The sequence below is a fragment of the Schaalia dentiphila ATCC 17982 genome (genome assembly GCF_000154225.1).
GTDB classification, from domain to species: domain Bacteria; phylum Actinomycetota; class Actinomycetes; order Actinomycetales; family Actinomycetaceae; genus Pauljensenia; species Pauljensenia dentiphila.
Window position 1 is genome coordinate 2011639 of sequence record NZ_DS264586.1, and the last position, 15108, is coordinate 2026746.

12 protein-coding genes and 3 tRNA genes are annotated in these 15108 nt (G+C 63.2%); 1 reads left to right on the plus strand and 14 read right to left on the minus strand.

Features of this window, described 5'->3' with window-relative positions; genetic code table 11:
* Positions 1-13 precede the first annotated feature (13 nt).
* The 8 genes from ACTODO_RS08585 to ACTODO_RS08620 form a co-directional block, all read right to left on the minus strand.
* On the minus strand, positions 14-1039 hold the full coding sequence (locus ACTODO_RS08585) for a LacI family DNA-binding transcriptional regulator (RefSeq protein WP_003792997.1): 1026 nt from the start codon (positions 1037-1039) through the stop codon (positions 14-16).
* A 222-nt stretch (positions 1040-1261) separates the two neighbouring features.
* Positions 1262-1618, minus strand: a complete 357-nt coding sequence (locus tag ACTODO_RS08590) for a chorismate mutase (RefSeq protein ID WP_003792998.1) — start codon at positions 1616-1618, stop codon at positions 1262-1264.
* A gap of 46 nt (positions 1619-1664) precedes the next feature.
* Entirely contained in the window at positions 1665-2924 is a 1260-nt protein-coding gene (gene clpX / locus ACTODO_RS08595; protein WP_003792999.1) for an ATP-dependent Clp protease ATP-binding subunit ClpX, read from the minus strand.
* A gap of 236 nt (positions 2925-3160) precedes the next feature.
* Complete coding sequence (locus ACTODO_RS08600; protein WP_003793001.1) at positions 3161-3805, minus strand: ATP-dependent Clp protease proteolytic subunit; 645 nt, start codon at positions 3803-3805, stop codon at positions 3161-3163.
* A complete protein-coding gene (locus ACTODO_RS08605) occupies positions 3805-4416 on the minus strand; it encodes an ATP-dependent Clp protease proteolytic subunit (RefSeq protein ID WP_034512381.1) in 612 nt (203 codons plus the stop codon). The genes ACTODO_RS08600 and ACTODO_RS08605 overlap by 1 nt, the downstream gene beginning before the upstream one ends.
* A gap of 265 nt (positions 4417-4681) precedes the next feature.
* On the minus strand, positions 4682-6001 hold the full coding sequence (gene tig, locus ACTODO_RS08610; RefSeq protein WP_003793004.1) for a trigger factor: 1320 nt from the start codon (positions 5999-6001) through the stop codon (positions 4682-4684).
* Positions 6002-6218: 217 nt separating this feature from the next.
* A complete protein-coding gene (locus tag ACTODO_RS08615) occupies positions 6219-6500 on the minus strand; it encodes a hypothetical protein (protein ID WP_034512384.1) in 282 nt (93 codons plus the stop codon).
* 48 nt (positions 6501-6548) lie between these two features.
* Positions 6549-6625: transfer RNA gene (locus tag ACTODO_RS08620), tRNA-Pro, on the minus strand.
* A 99-nt stretch (positions 6626-6724) separates the two neighbouring features.
* Between ACTODO_RS08620 and ACTODO_RS08625 the strand changes: the two genes are divergently transcribed.
* Positions 6725-6798, plus strand: a tRNA-Gly gene (locus tag ACTODO_RS08625).
* A gap of 1177 nt (positions 6799-7975) precedes the next feature.
* Here the strand turns inward: ACTODO_RS08625 and ACTODO_RS08630 are convergent.
* From ACTODO_RS08630 to ACTODO_RS08660, 6 genes are all read right to left on the minus strand, one after another.
* Positions 7976-8938, minus strand: a complete 963-nt coding sequence (locus ACTODO_RS08630; RefSeq protein ID WP_034512391.1) for an Abi family protein — start codon at positions 8936-8938, stop codon at positions 7976-7978.
* Between the two features lie 273 nt (positions 8939-9211).
* The gene (locus ACTODO_RS08635; protein ID WP_003793010.1) at positions 9212-10270 is read right to left on the minus strand and encodes an NAD(P)-dependent alcohol dehydrogenase; all 1059 of its coding nucleotides are present in this window, start codon (positions 10268-10270) and stop codon (positions 9212-9214) included.
* Positions 10271-11731: 1461 nt separating this feature from the next.
* Positions 11732-11807: transfer RNA gene (locus tag ACTODO_RS08645), tRNA-His, on the minus strand.
* A 91-nt stretch (positions 11808-11898) separates the two neighbouring features.
* A complete protein-coding gene (locus ACTODO_RS08650; RefSeq protein ID WP_003793014.1) occupies positions 11899-12816 on the minus strand; it encodes an ATP-grasp domain-containing protein in 918 nt (305 codons plus the stop codon).
* Between the two features lie 53 nt (positions 12817-12869).
* Complete coding sequence (locus ACTODO_RS08655) at positions 12870-14006, minus strand: D-alanine--D-alanine ligase family protein (RefSeq protein WP_003793015.1); 1137 nt, start codon at positions 14004-14006, stop codon at positions 12870-12872.
* Positions 14007-14056: 50 nt separating this feature from the next.
* Positions 14057-15076 carry an NAD(P)H-dependent glycerol-3-phosphate dehydrogenase gene (locus ACTODO_RS08660; RefSeq protein ID WP_003793016.1) on the minus strand — a complete coding sequence of 340 codons (1020 nt, stop codon included), beginning with the start codon at positions 15074-15076 and terminating at the stop codon, positions 14057-14059.
* Positions 15077-15108: the final 32 nt, after the last annotated feature.

Below are 15108 nucleotides of genomic sequence, written 5' to 3' on the forward strand. Positions count from 1 at the left end.
GCGCGTCAGACGATCAGTACCGGGGCGTGTCCTCGACGGGAATAAAGCTCTGCCGAGGCACCAGGCGCGTGGAGAGGAGCACGTGATGCTTGTGCCGGAACCGGCCGACAATCGCGTCGGAAAGAAGCATGAGGGCTGTCTCGGCGAGCTCTGAACGCTCAATCGCGTAGGAGCTGAGCGTGGGAGCCGTGTACTGACACACTTCGAGATTATCGATCGACAGGACCGCGACCTCCTCGGGAATCCTCACCCCACGGGCCACCAGCGCCTGGATGACGCCGACTGCCAAAGGATCTGCAGCCACGAGGATCGCGTCAGGCATCGCCTCCGCATGGGCATCCAGCAGAGCCTCGGCCTGGTCACGCCCGTTATCAACCGTGAATGGGCCGGACGCATACACGTGCCCGTCGGTCGGCATCCCCAGCAGACGCGCCCACTCATCGAAAGCAAAGGTGCGAGGATCCCGGGCGAAGACGTGCGACCCCATCATGTGCCCGTCTCCACCGATAAAAGCGATACGCTCGCGCCCCTGCTCGCGCAGCGCGTAGATGGCCTCGATGACGGTTTGCTGCAGGTCGGGGCGCACCGAATGAAAGAGGGTGGGTGCGGGATTGATATCGATGAACACGCCGTGTGCCAGCGCCTCATGCAGCCTTTCAAGATCCTCACTCGCGATCGGAGCGGGCCCCAGGGAGACGAAGCCAGCGAAGTCATCACCGGCTTCGACCAGCGAGTCTACGTCGGAGAAGAAGGACAGGCTCATCATGTTTTTGACCGCGCATTCGCGCAGTGCGTCACGCACGTCTGCGAAGTAAGTGTCCTGGGGTCCGCGCGTCGCGTCGAAATTCTCCAGCACCGCCATCATCTGCGGAATTCCGGAGCGCGAGGAGCGCAGCGCGTAGCCGAGCTCATTGGCCACCTGAATAACGCGATGTCGGGTCGATTCTTTCGCGGTGAAGCTGGGATCCCCCGAGAGCACACGGGACACAGTCGCCTTCGAGTACCCTGTCGCCTTCGCGATATCACCTAGATTGACCATCAATCCCCATCCTGAAATGCCACGTGTTCAGCTCGTACAGTCTAGTCGAGAGGCAGAGAAAAGGCTGACACCACCGCCCCTCATCGCCAGCCACCGCAGTCGCATGCAATGCCTCACAAGCGCATCTCCCCATATCCCCTAAACCGCAGAATATCACCGATCCAATGTCGACACCTGAACGCGACGCAGGAGAATCGCCTGCGGAATTAATGAGGCAGGACTCTACAGACGCGGCCCCTCGTTGTACTCGGCCTTGATGTCCTCGTGGTGGCGGATGACCTCACGGACCATGAAGCCCAGGAACTTTTCGGCGAAATCAGGGTCGAGGCCGGAGGATGCTGCCAGGGTGCGCAGGCGCTCAACCTGGCGGGCCTCGCGGGCCGGATCGGCGGGAGGCAGGTCCAGCCGAGCCTTGATGTGCCCGACGCGCTGGGTGCAGCGGAAGCGCTCAGCGAGGATGTGCACGAGGGCAGCGTCGATGTTGTCGATCGTGGCGCGCGCATCCGCCAGCTCGGCGGGAACACCGCTCACTCCCAGGTCGGCCGAAGCGGCCACCGAGGCCTCGTCACGCTGTGCCATTGTTCCTCCCCTAGGGTCTCAACTGACCTCAGTGTAGCGGGAGAACTCAGGCGCTGCGCTTGCCTTCCGAGGAGGGCTCCGGGTAGAGCTCGGCGGGGCCCACGCCCTCAACCAGGTCGCGGGTGACAACCACGCGTGCGACGTCGTCGCGGCTGGGCAGGTCGAACATGAGATCCGACAGGGTCTGCTCCATGATCGACGACAGGCCACGGGCACCCGTCTTTCGCTCGTTCGCGCGAGCGGCGATCGCAAGGAGTGCCTCGTGCGTGAACTCCAGCTCCATGTTGTCCAGCTCGAAGAGGTGCTGGTACTGGCGCACGAGCGAGTTCGACGGCTCGGTGAGGACACGGACGAGGTCCTCCTCCGTCAGCTCCTTGGTGGAGGTCAAGATGGGGAGTCGGCCGATGAACTCCGGGATCATGCCGAACTTGTGCAGATCCTCGGCGGAGACGGCCTCGTAGAGGTCACCCATCTCGGAGGTGCTCTTCAGCTCCGAACCGAAGCCCGTCGACCGGCGGCCCAGGCGGGCCTTCACGATGTCCTCGATGCCCGCGAACGCACCGGCCGCAATAAAGAGGATGCCGGAGGTGTCGATCTCGAGGAACTGCTGGTGGGGGTGCTTGCGTCCGCCCGTGGGGGGAACGGAGGCAACCGTGCCCTCGATGATCTTCAGGAGGGCCTGCTGGACGCCCTCACCCGACACGTCGCGGGTGATCGAGGCGTTCTCAGCCTTCCGGCCGATCTTGTCGATCTCGTCGACGTAGATGATGCCCTTCTCGGCCTTCTTGATATCGCCGTCGGCCTCCTGGATGAGGCGCAGGAGGATGTTCTCCACGTCCTCGCCCACGTAGCCGGCCTCAGTCAGAGCGGTCGCATCCACGATCGCGAAAGGCACGTCAAGGAGGCGGGCCAGGCATCGCGCCAGGTGGGTCTTGCCCGTGCCCGTGGGGCCCAGCAGCAGGATGTTGGACTTGGTACCCAGCATGTCCTCAGCATTACCGGCCTCGCGCGAGCGCACGCGCTTGTAGTGGTTATACACGGCCACCGACAGGGCGCGCTTGGCACGGTCCTGACCGATCACCCACGTGTTCAGGAATTCGTTGATTTCGCGCGGCTTAGGCAGCGGAGTCGCCGAGGAGGAGGACTGCTGAGCACCCAGCTCCTCTTCGATGATCTCGTTACACAGCTCAATGCACTCGTCGCAGATGTACGCGCCGGAGCCGCCGATGAGCTTACGCACTTGCTTCTGGCTCTTCCCGCAGAAAGAGCACTTGAGCAGTTCCGCGCCATCAGTCAGACGAGCCACGAGACCTCCAAGGTGTTGAACGTTTTGCCGTTCGATCGGATACGCTTTCGCACTTGCTAGCAAACAACGTAGTGCACGCGGGGCAGTTTTCCGCTTAGCCACGCCTATTGTTATGAAAAGTTCACCCTCAGCCGAGCGCCGACACTGACCCGCTCAACGAGAGAGACAGCGACGAGGCCGTGGCACCCACCGCACACGCGCGCGGGGAAACCACGACCTCGTCAATGAAGACAGCGTCACAGAGCCTTGCGGGACTCCAGCACCTGGTCGATCAGGCCGTACTCGGCGGCCTGCGGGGCGGTGAGGATCTTGTCGCGCTCGATGTCGCGGCGCACCTGCTCCACCGGCTTGCCCGAGTGCTTCGAGATGGTGTCCTCGAGCCACGCGCGCATGCGGTCGATCTCGTCGGCGACGATCTGGATGTCCGAGGCCTGCCCCTGCATACCCTCCATCGCCGGCTGGTGGATGAGGACGCGGGCGTTGGGCAGCGCCAGACGCTTACCGGGCGAACCTGCGGCCAGCAGCACGGCGGCAGCCGAGGCGGCCTGGCCGAGGCACACCGTCTGGATCTGCGGCTTGATGTACTGCATCGTGTCGTAGATGGCGGTCAGCGCCGTGAAGGAGCCGCCGGGCGAATTGATGTACATGGTGATCAGCGAATCGGGATCCTGGGACTCCAGGACCAGCAGCTGCGCCATGACGTCATCCGCGCTGGCGTCATCCACCTGAACGCCCAGGAACACGATGCGGTCTTCGAAGAGCTTCGTGTAGGGGTTCTGACGGCGGAAACCGTAGGCCGTGCGCTCCTCGAAGTCGGGCAGCACGTAGCGGGCCTGGGGCATCTGGCGGGCGACCGCCTCAAAGTAGGGCTGGATGCTCATCAGTTCTCTCCTCGCGTTCCGATCTCCTGCGGGCTGTCGATCACGCGGTCGACGAAGCCGTACTCGAGGGCTTCCTGCGCAGTGAACCAGTGGTCACGATCGCCGTCGGCCTCGACCTGCTCGACGGTCTTGCCCGTGCGAGACGCGGTGATGGCAGCGAGTTCCTTCTTCATGCCCAGGATCAGGTCCGCGTTGATGCGGATCTCGGTCGCGGAACCGCCCGCACCGCCCAGGGGCTGGTGCAGCAGCACGCGGGTGTGGGGGGTGATGTAGCGCTTGCCGGGGGCTCCCGCGGTAAGCAGGAACTGGCCCATCGACGCGGCCATGCCCATGCCGACCGTGACGACGTCGGGCTTGATGTACTGCATCGTGTCGTAGATGGCCATGCCGGCCGTCACCGAGCCGCCGGGCGAGTTGATGTACAGGTAGATGTCGCGGTCCGGGTCCTCGGCCGCGAGGAGCAGCAGCTGCGCGCAGATCACGTTCGCATTCTCGTCGCGGACCTCGCCGCCCAGCCAAATGATGCGTTCCTTGAGCAGGCGCTGGTAGACCGAGTCGCCCAGTCCCAGCTGCGAGCCTTCGCCAGCAGCACCGGTGTTGTGCACGCTCACGCGTACCTCCTCGTCTGTTCGCGGGCCCCGTCGGCCCATTGGTGTCAACCGTACCCGCAGCGCGCCCGCTCGTGCGCGCGCCGGGCCGTCGTTTCGCTGTCGGCACATGCACTGAGCACATGCGCTCGACACATGCACTGAGCACATGCGCTCGACACATGCACTGAGCACATGCGCTCGACACATGCACTGAGGGGGCGAGGCTCGCGCCCCACCCCCTCAGCCCACGAGTTAGTCACTCGTCAGCGGGTATACCCGCCGCGGTTCACTCCTGCTCGTCAGCGACCTCGGTGATGATCTCCGCGCCCTCTTCGGTGGCGGGATCGGTGCCGAAGAACTTGCTCAGGTCGACGTCGGCGCCGTTGGCATCCTTGACGGTAACGACCTTCAGGGCCTCAATGAGGGCCTTGGAGCGACCCAGGTCGGCCACAACGTTGGCCATCTGCTGGGAGGAGGAGAACAGCTGGTTGATGTCGATGCCGAAGTTCTGCGACATCTGGATCGCGTAGTCGATCAGCTCCTGCTGGGAGACCTGCACGTCGAACTTCTTGGCCAGGGCCTCGGAGAGCAGCTCGGTGCGGATTTCCTTCTCGACGGCCTCGCGGGCTTCCTTCTTGGCCTTGGGCTTGGCGTCCTCGCCGACGCGGTGCTCGACCTGGTGGTCGACCGCGGACTCGGGCAGGACGATCTCGACCTTGTCCAGGAGGAGGTCGATGAGGGCATCGCGCGCAGCGAGGGCCTGCTGGGATTCCTTGGACTGGGCGGCCTGCTTCTTCAGGTCTTCCTTGAGCTCGTCGATGGTGTCGAACTCGGAGACCATCTGAGCGAAGTCATCGTCAGCCTTGGGCAGCTCGCGGGTCTTCATAGCCTTGATGGTGATGGTCACCTCGGCCTCTTCGCCCTCGTGCTCGCCACCCTTCAGCTTGGAGGTGAAGGTGACCTCTTCGCCGGCCTTGGTGCCGCGCAGGGCGGTGTCCTGGCCGTCAAGCATGGAGCCGGAGCCGATCTCGTAGGAGACGTCGGAGGCGGAGTCAACCTGCTTGCCGTCGATGGTGGCGACCAGGTCGATGGTCGCGAAGTCGCCGGTCTTGGCCTTGCGGTTGATGGTCTTGAGGGTCGCGAAGCGGCCGCGCAGGTCCTCAAGTTCCTTCTCGACGTCCTCTTCGGTGACCTCGGTGGGCTCGACCTCGACGACGAGCTTCTCGTCGATCTCGGGCAACTCGAAGGCGGGGACGACGTCAACCTCGGCAGTGAAGACGAGCTGGCCGCCCTGGGCGCCGGTCACGTTGGGGATCTCGGTGACGTCGACAGTGGGCTGAGCCATGGGGCGCAGGTCGTTCTCGTTGACGGCGTCGGAGTAGTAGCCGGGCAGGACCTGGTTGACGACCTGCTCGATGACGGCGGCGCGGCCGAAGCGCTGGTCGATAATGCGCGGAGGCACGTGGCCCTTACGGAAGCCGGGGATGTTGACCTGTCCGGCGATCTCCTTGTACGCCTTGTCCATTTCGGACTTCAGTTCCTCGAAGGGAACCTCAACGGTCAGACGAACCTTGGTGGGCTCGAGGGTTTCAACGGTGCTCTTCACGTGCGTACGCTCCGTAGTCTACGAATTCGGGAACGCCCATTTCAGGCGCATAACAACTCGCTTAGTGTACGCCACGACCCCGCTGATGTCCTCATTCGCGGGGCATTAGTGGGCATATCCACCCCTCTACAGCCGCTTCAAGTGCGCAACGCCACACGGGGAGGTACCCCTCTCTTCCCATTCGCGAGGCCGGGGCCGCCCGCACTCAGGGGCACACTCAGGGGGCGAGGTAGTGGGAGCGCCCTCGCACAACGGCTGCCAGGCGGGCGCGGGGCACATCGGCGACGAGGCGCACCGCGGCGGCGATCTCGCCGTGAATGGCTCGCGCCTCGGCGTCATCTGTCGCGGTAAAGCGTGCGGTGACACGGGGCTGGCCGGAGGCTATGTCGATGTCCCAGGATTCGAGCCGGGTGACGGAGCGGGCGGCGGCCTCGACTTCTTCGGGGGCACGGCCTGGTGCCAGAGTCGTGACCGTCATGATGGTGCGATAGGACGGCATGGACTCCCCCAGGATCGTAAGAAAAAACCGCGACACTATGGCCGCGGCTGGTCGGGGTGACAGGATTTGAACCTGCGACCCTCTGCTCCCAAAGCAGATGCGCTACCAAGCTGCGCTACACCCCGTTGGACTGATGTCCGGTGCCCCATCATACGGGAGGGCGGTTTAAATGTCGCGCACGCGGACAATACCCGCTACGATCTTCGTGTCCCCTTCGGGGGCACGCGGATGTAGCTCAATGGTAGAGCCTCTGCCTTCCAAGCAGATCACGCGGGTTCGATTCCCGTCATCCGCTCCAGCACTGGGAAAGCCCCGGGCCACTCGGCCCGGGGCTTTCTTGTCACATGCTCACATTCACGGTTATAGGACAAAACGTGTTGGTTTTATGGTGACTTTTCGGCTTTTTGGTGCGGAAAAATCGGTATTGAAGTTGGTGGGAGCCAACTTGAAGGATGGACAAAACGTGTTGGTTTTGTAGCGACTTTTCGGCTTGCTGGTACGGGAAAATCCACATTGAAGTTGGTTGTTTCATCGTGGGGGTATGAATACCCCCAAATGCCCGGCGTGCGGGCGAACGATGACCAGGTATGGGCACTCGGCTTCAGGGGCGCAGTTCGCCGGTGTGCTAGCTGCCTGCGCTCCTCGCCACGCACGTGGGCCCGCTAATGCGAGCCTGGGCAGCCCCGCCCACGCTCACATAAGAGGGTTAACGCGCTAATTAGCGGGTTAACGTGCGCATCCAGGGGTTCACGCGCATATTCAGCGGTTTGCATGCGGGCTACATGCCAGGCCGGGCACCGTTACCTCCAACACGCAGAACGCGTCAGCCGCAACCACCGTTTTCAGCGTTCTTCACGGAGGTGGGCTGCGATGTGAGCGCCATACCGCCCCGAACCGCGACATCACTACCCCGAACCGCGACATCACCGCCCTGAATCGCGACCCCACTGCCCACGACCGCGACCTCGCCGCGACTAAACGGGGGGATTTGCACCATTAGGAGCGCGACACGCCGGCGACACGCCGAAGGGAGGGTCATAATGCTGCAAAACCCCCACCATTAGCCCCCGCGTCAGGCTCCCTCACCGGTGCATGGCCGCCTGGCGGGGCGCCGATTAACGCCGGTGAGGCATCGCCAGCAACGACGGGGGACATCATGGTCGCCAGCTCCGAGACAACGCTTGTGATCGATGGGGTGTTACACCCGATCGGGAAGATTCAACCCCTTCTGATCGGGTGGATTCTTCCCTAACGGGTTGAATGCTCCCGTTGGGGTTGAGCCTATCTGAGACGCAGCAGCGCGAGCACGCTAGCCCAACGACACCGCCCTCGACGATGCCTGGGACCGAGCCACGACCAACACGTTGTGACCTTTGCCCGGGCTTTCCGCTCACTCACCTATGCTCACGCGGTTTCGGGGAACGCGGAGGTGTCGACGACGTAGCGGTAGCGCAGACACCGGCCCAACACGACGATCACAAGTTTGCGTCGATGAGAACCTCACGCGGCATGTCCCCATATTTCTTCGGCGTCGCAATCCCGTACGCAAGAAGCGGGTTTGCCTGCAGCAAGGGCTCGATCCGCACCCCCAACCAATCATCACAAATACCTGCATTCTGAACAAAATGATGCAACACTGCCAGGATCTTATAAATCGAACGCTCATCAAACGTCCGGTAGTTTCTCTTGATCCTGTTTGCAATATTTCGATTCAGCGCAGGTGCATCCGACACAGAAATATTCCAAAGCCGATTGAAGTGCGAACAGCGATTTCGCAAATAAACGAACGATCGAACTTGGGAGGGAAAACTACGTCGCGACATACTAAGCGGGGGTGCAACAATTGAATCTAAAACGTCAGACACTCCTGAGGCATGAATCATACGCGATAGTGTCCCAAAGCTAAGAACCTCAACAGCAACCCATATCGGCATCCTGTCGTAGGCCTGAGGAAGATACGACGTGCCAGACTTAATCTCATCACGATAGTGCAGAACGAACAGATCATTACTACGATCCAGGTCGGACAGTATGCGCTCCTGCACCGGTTCCTCTCTAGAGCAAGACAGGGGTTGACTAAAACCTTCACCACGAGCATAAGAGGCAACAGGAGCAAAGTGCTCCGCGTAATGATACGCAAATCGATTTCGCAGGAAAATTTCACATGAGGCTAGCAACATAGAGCACTCATGACTGAGCAGGCGCTCCATCTCATACAGCCGATAGACAGCATCAAAGCTTGTCCCATCAATGAACGAATCGTCTTGATGATCCGGATCGAGCTGCCAATAGCGAAAATAGCCGGATAGGCGATAGTAGTTGACGCGAGATAAGATAGCTGCAGCTTCTACCTCATCCTCAATGAGCATGCCACGACGCTTTAGCAGATCAAGCTGTTCACCGTATGTCAGCCGAACTTTACCGACTTCTGAACGCATTTCAGGCTTCCTCGCATAAAATGGCCCCGGCCATTTGTGCATGTGTGCAGTAATAATTTTACTACACCAGAGGCCTGGCCGGGGGTCTGTCAAGATGACAGATTACACGACGCGGCCAGAGAACGCAACTAGCATTCGTGAGATCTGAAGTGATCTCAAACACTCAATATCCATCTTAGTGTCGAAGAGCTAGCTACGAGTAGCATCGTTCGCCCAGAGAATGGGAAAGCCCCGGGCCACATGGCCCGGGGCTTTCCCGTCACTCACTCACATTCACGCGCTCTCGGGGAACGTCGAGGTGTCGATGACGTAGCGGTAGCGCACGCGCGAATCAACGATGTTGTCGTAGGCCTGCGTAATCTCATCACCGGCGATCATCTCAACCTGCGGAATGACGCCGTGCTCGGCACAGAAGTCCAACATCTCCTGAGTTTCGGCGATTCCGCCGATCTGGGAGCCCGCAAAGGACTTGCCGCCGTTGACGAAGGCGCGCAGTGGCAGGGAGACGGGTTCGGAGGGCAAGCCCACGTCGACGAAGACGCCGTAGGGGCGCAGGGCAGCCATGTAGCCGGCGTAGTCCAGGCCCTCGGCGGAAACGGTGCACAGGATGAGGTCGAAGGAGCCGCGCAGGGACTCGAGCACGCCCTCTTCACTGGTCGCGTAGAAGTGGTCGGCACCGAAGCGGCGGGCGTCATCTTCCTTAGAGCGGCCGTGGGAGATGACGGAGACCTCCGCGCCCATGGCCTTGGCGATCTGTACGCCCACGTGCCCAAGGCCACCCATGCCGAGGATGGCGACGCGCGAGCCGGGGCCCACCTGATAGTGCCTGAGCGGCGAGTAGGTGGTGATGCCGGCGCACAGGAGGGGTGCGCAAGCGGAGAAGTCGAGCGACTCCGGGACGTGGAGGGCGAAGTCCTCGCGCACGGTGAAACCGCGCGAGTAGCCGCCGGTCGTCGGGTTACCCTCGGCGTCGGCGCGGTAGGTCCACAGGGTGCCCGGCGTCGATGTGCACCACTGCTCGTAGTCGGATTCGCACATCTCGCAGGAGCCGCAGGAGCCGACCATGCAGCCCACGCCCACTCGATCCCCCACCTTAAACGTTGTCACGCCGGGGCCAACCTTGGCGACGGTACCGACGAACTCGTGGCCGGGTACCAGCGGGTAGGACACGGGACCCCACTCGCCTCGGGCGGCGTGGATGTCGGAGTGGCAGATGCCCGCGTAAGCGACGTCGAAGTAGATCTCACCCTCGCCGGGTTCGCGGATGTCGATCTCGAGGGGGTGGAACTGGGTCGTGGCGTCGTCACATCCGTAGGCGATCACACTAGGCATAGGAACTCCTTTGTCCGGTCAATTGGATTGCTACCAGCATACTCCACGAGCGTCAGACTGATCGAACATGTCGCAGCGCCGTTACTTTCTCGAAGGCTTGTGCGTCACGGGCTGACGCAGGCCTGCCAAGTCTCGGGTTATGTGTAGGGGCGTTGAGGCCGCTTACGTTCGTATTGCGGGAATCCAGGTTCCGCTGACGTTCCTATCTGCGAGCCCAGTACACCCGATCCGTGGGCATTGCACCCGATCCGTGGGCATTGCACCCGATCCGTAGGCATTGCACCCGTTCTGATCGGGTGCAGCGCCACATAACGGGTGCAGCACCACGTAACGGGTGCAGCGCCACATAACGGGTGCAGCGCCACGCAACGGGTGTAGCGCCCCGCGTGACATCGCCACTTGATTGGCCTGCCACGTCCCGGGTTATGTGTAGGGCTGTTGAAGCCGCTTTCTTTCGTATTGCGGGAATCCAGGTTCCGCAGTCGTTCCTGTCTGCGAGCGCGGTGCACCCGATCCGTAGGCATTACACCCGATCCGTAGGCATTGCACCCGTTCTGATCGGGTGCAGCGCCACATAACAGGTGCAGCGCCCCTCATAATGTCGCCGCTTGATTCGCCTGCCAAGTCCCGGGTTTCATGTAGGGGCGTTGAGGTCGCTTTCTTTCGGGTTGTGGGGTTCCATGTTCCGCGGTCGTTCTTGTCTGCGAGCGCGGTACACCAGATCCGTGGGCATTGCACCCGATCCGTGCGCATTGCACCCGTTCTGATCGGGTGTAGCGCCCCGTAAAGGGTGCAGCGCCCCGCAACGGGTGCAGTGCCCACGTCATGTCGCCGCTTGATTGGCCTGCCGAGTCCCGGGTCTCGTGTAGGGGCGTTGAGGCCTCTTTCTTTCGCGTTATTGCATGTTGGTTTTCTGCTTGTTGTGGTGCGATGGCACCCAGGGCGAGGTGTGGGCGGCTTGTGTTGCACCAGTGGACACAGGTTGAGGTTTCGCGTTCGACATCGCATTGGTCGTGCCATGGACCCATGCAACTGGGGCGTGCCTTACTGGGACAAGACAGTGCAGATTGGCTCGACTCCCCACCGATGTCGATTGACCTCGAAGAAGTCGTAGACTAACGCCCGAGGCGACCCGGCTCCACCCCGGGAAAGCTGAAGCTGCCTTCAAGATCTCATTGGCTCGGCGCAGTTCACGGCTCTCAGCTTCCACGCCCGGATGTGGGCCTCGTGATCACTGACCTCGCCGCGCTCATTGCGTCCTCCCTGCTCCTCGGCACGCACCCAGGTACTCAACGCCTCAGGATTGCCCCCGAACTGGCCGAAGACACCCTCCACAATGCCCGGGATGTATCAAATCTCTTGGGTTTCGCTGCGCACGAAGGGTTTAACGCCGCCACGCATAGAGTCGCACTGTCCACCCGACAGAGTAAACGAAACCCCAGCGCGTGTGCGCCGGGGCGTTGGGGTGGCTGACGGGACTCGAACCCGCGACGTCCTGGACCACAACCAGGTGCTCTACCAACTGAACTACAGCCACCATCGCGTCGCCGTGAAGGCAACGGGTAGAGTTTAGCACTACCCGCCCGAGCTTGGAAACTCGAGCACTACCCTCACGGCGGTGGCGTGCGTCACCAGTGGGCGCGCGCGGAGATCGCGTCGGCGAAGTTGCCGAGCGCGCCCGGGGTGGCACCCAGGTAGAGGTCGGCGTCCACGAGGGAGACCTCCATGACCAGGAAGGAGCCCTTGCCGTCGGGGACCAGGTCCACGCGGTTGAAGAGGAACTGCTCGTCGTGGCCCAGGCGCGAGCGCACGTAGCCGTGCAGGACGCGGCGGATCTCTTCGCCCCACTTCCAGGCGACGGAGTCAGCGGCCTCGGCGGTCACTACTGCCTCGTGAACGGCATGATCGCTGACCGACGCGGGGTGCAGGGCGGAGCGCTTCTCGACGGCATGGGAGACCAGGCCGTTGAAGAAGACCAGCGAGATCTCGCCGTGCAGGTCAATCTCCTCAACGTAGCGCTGGATCATGACGGAGCGACCCTCGCCCAGCAGGCCCTGGACCTGGCGCATGGCGGCCTGACGCTGGCGGGTGTCGACCGTCGTGTAGCGGCCGATATCGCGCACGCCCGAGGACACGGCGGGCTTGACGACGAACTCGCCGAAGGCCGGGAAGCGCGTGTGGATCTGGTGCTTGGACAGGTTCTGCTCGGGCTCCAGCCAGTTCGTGGGAATCGTGGGCATGCCCAGGGCGGCCAGTTCCTTGAGGTAGTGCTTATCCGTGTTCCAGTTCAGCACGTCCGCGGAGTTCTGCACGCGACGCAGCTGCTTCGTCCACTCCAGGAACGCGGGGCGATCACTCGCGTAGTCGGACACGGAGCGCACGACGACCATGCCGGCCTCGGACCAGTCGACGTCGGGGTCGTTCCACACCTTGATCTGGGGGTCGCACCCGCGCGCCGCCAGCTCATCGAGCAGACCTTCCTCACCTTTGAAGAGGTTGGGCATGGACTTGCAGGTCACCAGGGTGACTTTGGGATGGGCCGTCATAGTTATCTTTCTATCGTGGGAATTAGTTGATTAACGAGGCATTGGCTGGGTGCTCAGCGCAAGCCGAGCGGGCGCTGCGCGGCCTCGGTCAGCAGTTCGGTCAGCAGGTCCGGGTAGGACAGGCCTGCGGCGGCCCACATCTGCGGGTACATCGAGATAGGCGTGAAACCGGGCATCGTGTTCACCTCATTGATGATGACGGTGTCGCTGGCCTCGTCGAGGAAGAAGTCGACGCGCGCCAGGCCCTCGCACTCGAGGGCGTCGAAGGCACGCCACGCGGTCTCGCGAATGCGATCGGCGTATTCGGGAGCGACGTCGGCCGGGCAGGACAGGCCGACCACGTCGTCCACGTACTTGTGCTCGTAGTCGTAGAACTCGCCCTCGGGGACGACGATCTCGCCCAGGGGCGCGGTACCGCTGCGCCAGTCGGAGCGCGAGCCGAGGACTCCGCACTCGACCTCGCGGCCGGAAATAGAGGCCTCGACGATGATGCGCGGGTCGTGGTTCGCGGCCTCCTTGATGGCCACGGGCAGGTCCTCGCGGCAGGTGACGCGCGAGATGCCAACCGAGGAACCGGCGCGGCAGGGCTTGACGAAGACGGGGAAGCCCAAGCGCTCGATGCGGTCCATGCATGCGGTGGAGTCGGCGTCCCACTGGCGCGCGGTCACCAGCTCCCACTGGCCCACGTCGATGCCGGCGGCTGCCAGGACGGTCTTGGTGAGGTGCTTGTCCATGGAGACGGCGGAGGAGGTCACGCCGCAGCCCACGTAGCGCACGCCGGCCATCTCGAAGAGGCCCTGGATGGTGCCGTCCTCGCCGTAGGGGCCGTGCAGGAGCGGGAACACGATGTCCACGTGGCCCAGGTCCTCCACGCCAATGACCCGTGAGTCCGGTGAGTCCGGGTCGCCCTCGTAGGTGAGCTCGACGAGGTTGCCCTCGCCCGGGGTCAGGGCGACGCGGGTCGATCCGGCGGTGACGGACTGGCCCTTCCCGTCCTTGAATTCCAGCGCCGACGGGTCATCGGCGACGCGCACCCACTGGCCGTCGCGCGTAATGCCCAGCGGGATCACATCCCACTTGGTGCGGTCGATAGCGGTCAGGATGCCGGCGGCCGTCGAGCACGAGATCTCATGCTCGGAGGAGCGTCCACCGAAGACGATGAGGACGCGAGGACGAGAAATTGCAGTCATGGGTCCAAGACTACCGCGCGGGAGGCTTTTCACGCCCGCGTGCGCGGCGTTTAGACCAGCTCGATCTTCCAGCCGTCCATCTTCTGCGGGCGTGCGAGCAGCATGCGCCCCATGTCCTCGATGCTGGCGCGTCCCTCGACGACCTCGACGACGGCGCCTGTAATCGGCATATCCACGCCGACGGAGGCCGCGACCTGGAGGATCGGCGAGGCCGACGCAACGCCCTCGACGACACCCGGGGAGAGGGCCAGGGCCTCGGCCAGCCCCATGCCGGAGCCGAGGCGGTGGCCGAGGGAGAAGTTGCGCGACAGGCGCGAGGAGCAGGTGGCGACGAGGTCGCCGATGCCGGACAGACCTGCGAAAGTCGCGGGGTCGGCGCCGAGCGCGGTGCCCAGGCGCGTCATTTCCGCCAGGCCGCGGGTGATGAGGGTCGAGCGCGTGTTGGTGCCCAGGCCCATACCCTCGGCGGCGCCGATGGCGACCGCGATGACGTTCTTGGTGGCACCCGCCATCTCCGTGCCCACGACGTCGGTGGACGCGTAGGGGCGGAAGTAGGAGTTGTGGCAGGCCTTCGCGATCTCCTTGGCCAGCTCCACGTCGGTTGCAGCCACGACCGTGGCCGTGGGCTGGCGTTCCGCGATCTCGCGTGAGAGGTTCGGGCCGGACAGGACGGCGATGCGACTACTCGGCACGCCCGAGGCCTCGGCGATGATCTCGTCGACGCGTTTGAGCGAGCCGAGCTCGAGGCCCTTGGCCAGGGACAGCAGGGCGACGTCGGGGGCGAAGGCCTCGCGCGCGGCGCTCAGGGTGGCGCGCACGGCCTTGACGGGCACGGCGACGACGACGAGCTCGCGACCGGCGACGGCCTCGGCGATATCGGTGGTTGCGTTGATGCGCCCCGAGAGCTCAATCCCCGGCAGGTACGTCGGGTTCTCTCCCCCGTTGATGAACGAGATCGTGTCAGCGTTGCGCCCCCACATCGTCACGCTCACGCCCGCGTCGGCGAGGACCTGCGCGAACGTCGTTCCCCACGCGCCCGTTCCCAGGACCGCTGCTGTTGTCATACTCATCGAGACCTCCCTGTCGAGTCCATTCTACTAGG

Excerpts from the sequence above, each read along its gene's own strand:
- ACTODO_RS08585 (WP_003792997.1), bottom strand. The coding sequence starts at position 1,039 with ATGGTCAATCTAGGTGATATCGCGAAGGCGACAGGGTACTCGAAGGCG.
- ACTODO_RS08590 (WP_003792998.1), bottom strand. The coding sequence starts at position 1,618 with ATGGCACAGCGTGACGAGGCCTCGGTGGCCGCTTCGGCCGACCTGGGA.
- ACTODO_RS08600 (WP_003793001.1), bottom strand. The coding sequence starts at position 3,805 with ATGAGCATCCAGCCCTACTTTGAGGCGGTCGCCCGCCAGATGCCCCAG.
- ACTODO_RS08615 (WP_034512384.1), bottom strand. The coding sequence starts at position 6,500 with ATGCCGTCCTATCGCACCATCATGACGGTCACGACTCTGGCACCAGGC.
- ACTODO_RS08630 (WP_034512391.1), bottom strand. The coding sequence starts at position 8,938 with ATGCGTTCAGAAGTCGGTAAAGTTCGGCTGACATACGGTGAACAGCTT.
- ACTODO_RS08635 (WP_003793010.1), bottom strand. The coding sequence starts at position 10,270 with ATGCCTAGTGTGATCGCCTACGGATGTGACGACGCCACGACCCAGTTC.
- ACTODO_RS08650 (WP_003793014.1), bottom strand. The coding sequence starts at position 12,816 with ATGACGGCCCATCCCAAAGTCACCCTGGTGACCTGCAAGTCCATGCCC.
- ACTODO_RS08655 (WP_003793015.1), bottom strand. The coding sequence starts at position 14,006 with ATGACTGCAATTTCTCGTCCTCGCGTCCTCATCGTCTTCGGTGGACGC.
- ACTODO_RS08660 (WP_003793016.1), bottom strand. The coding sequence starts at position 15,076 with ATGAGTATGACAACAGCAGCGGTCCTGGGAACGGGCGCGTGGGGAACG.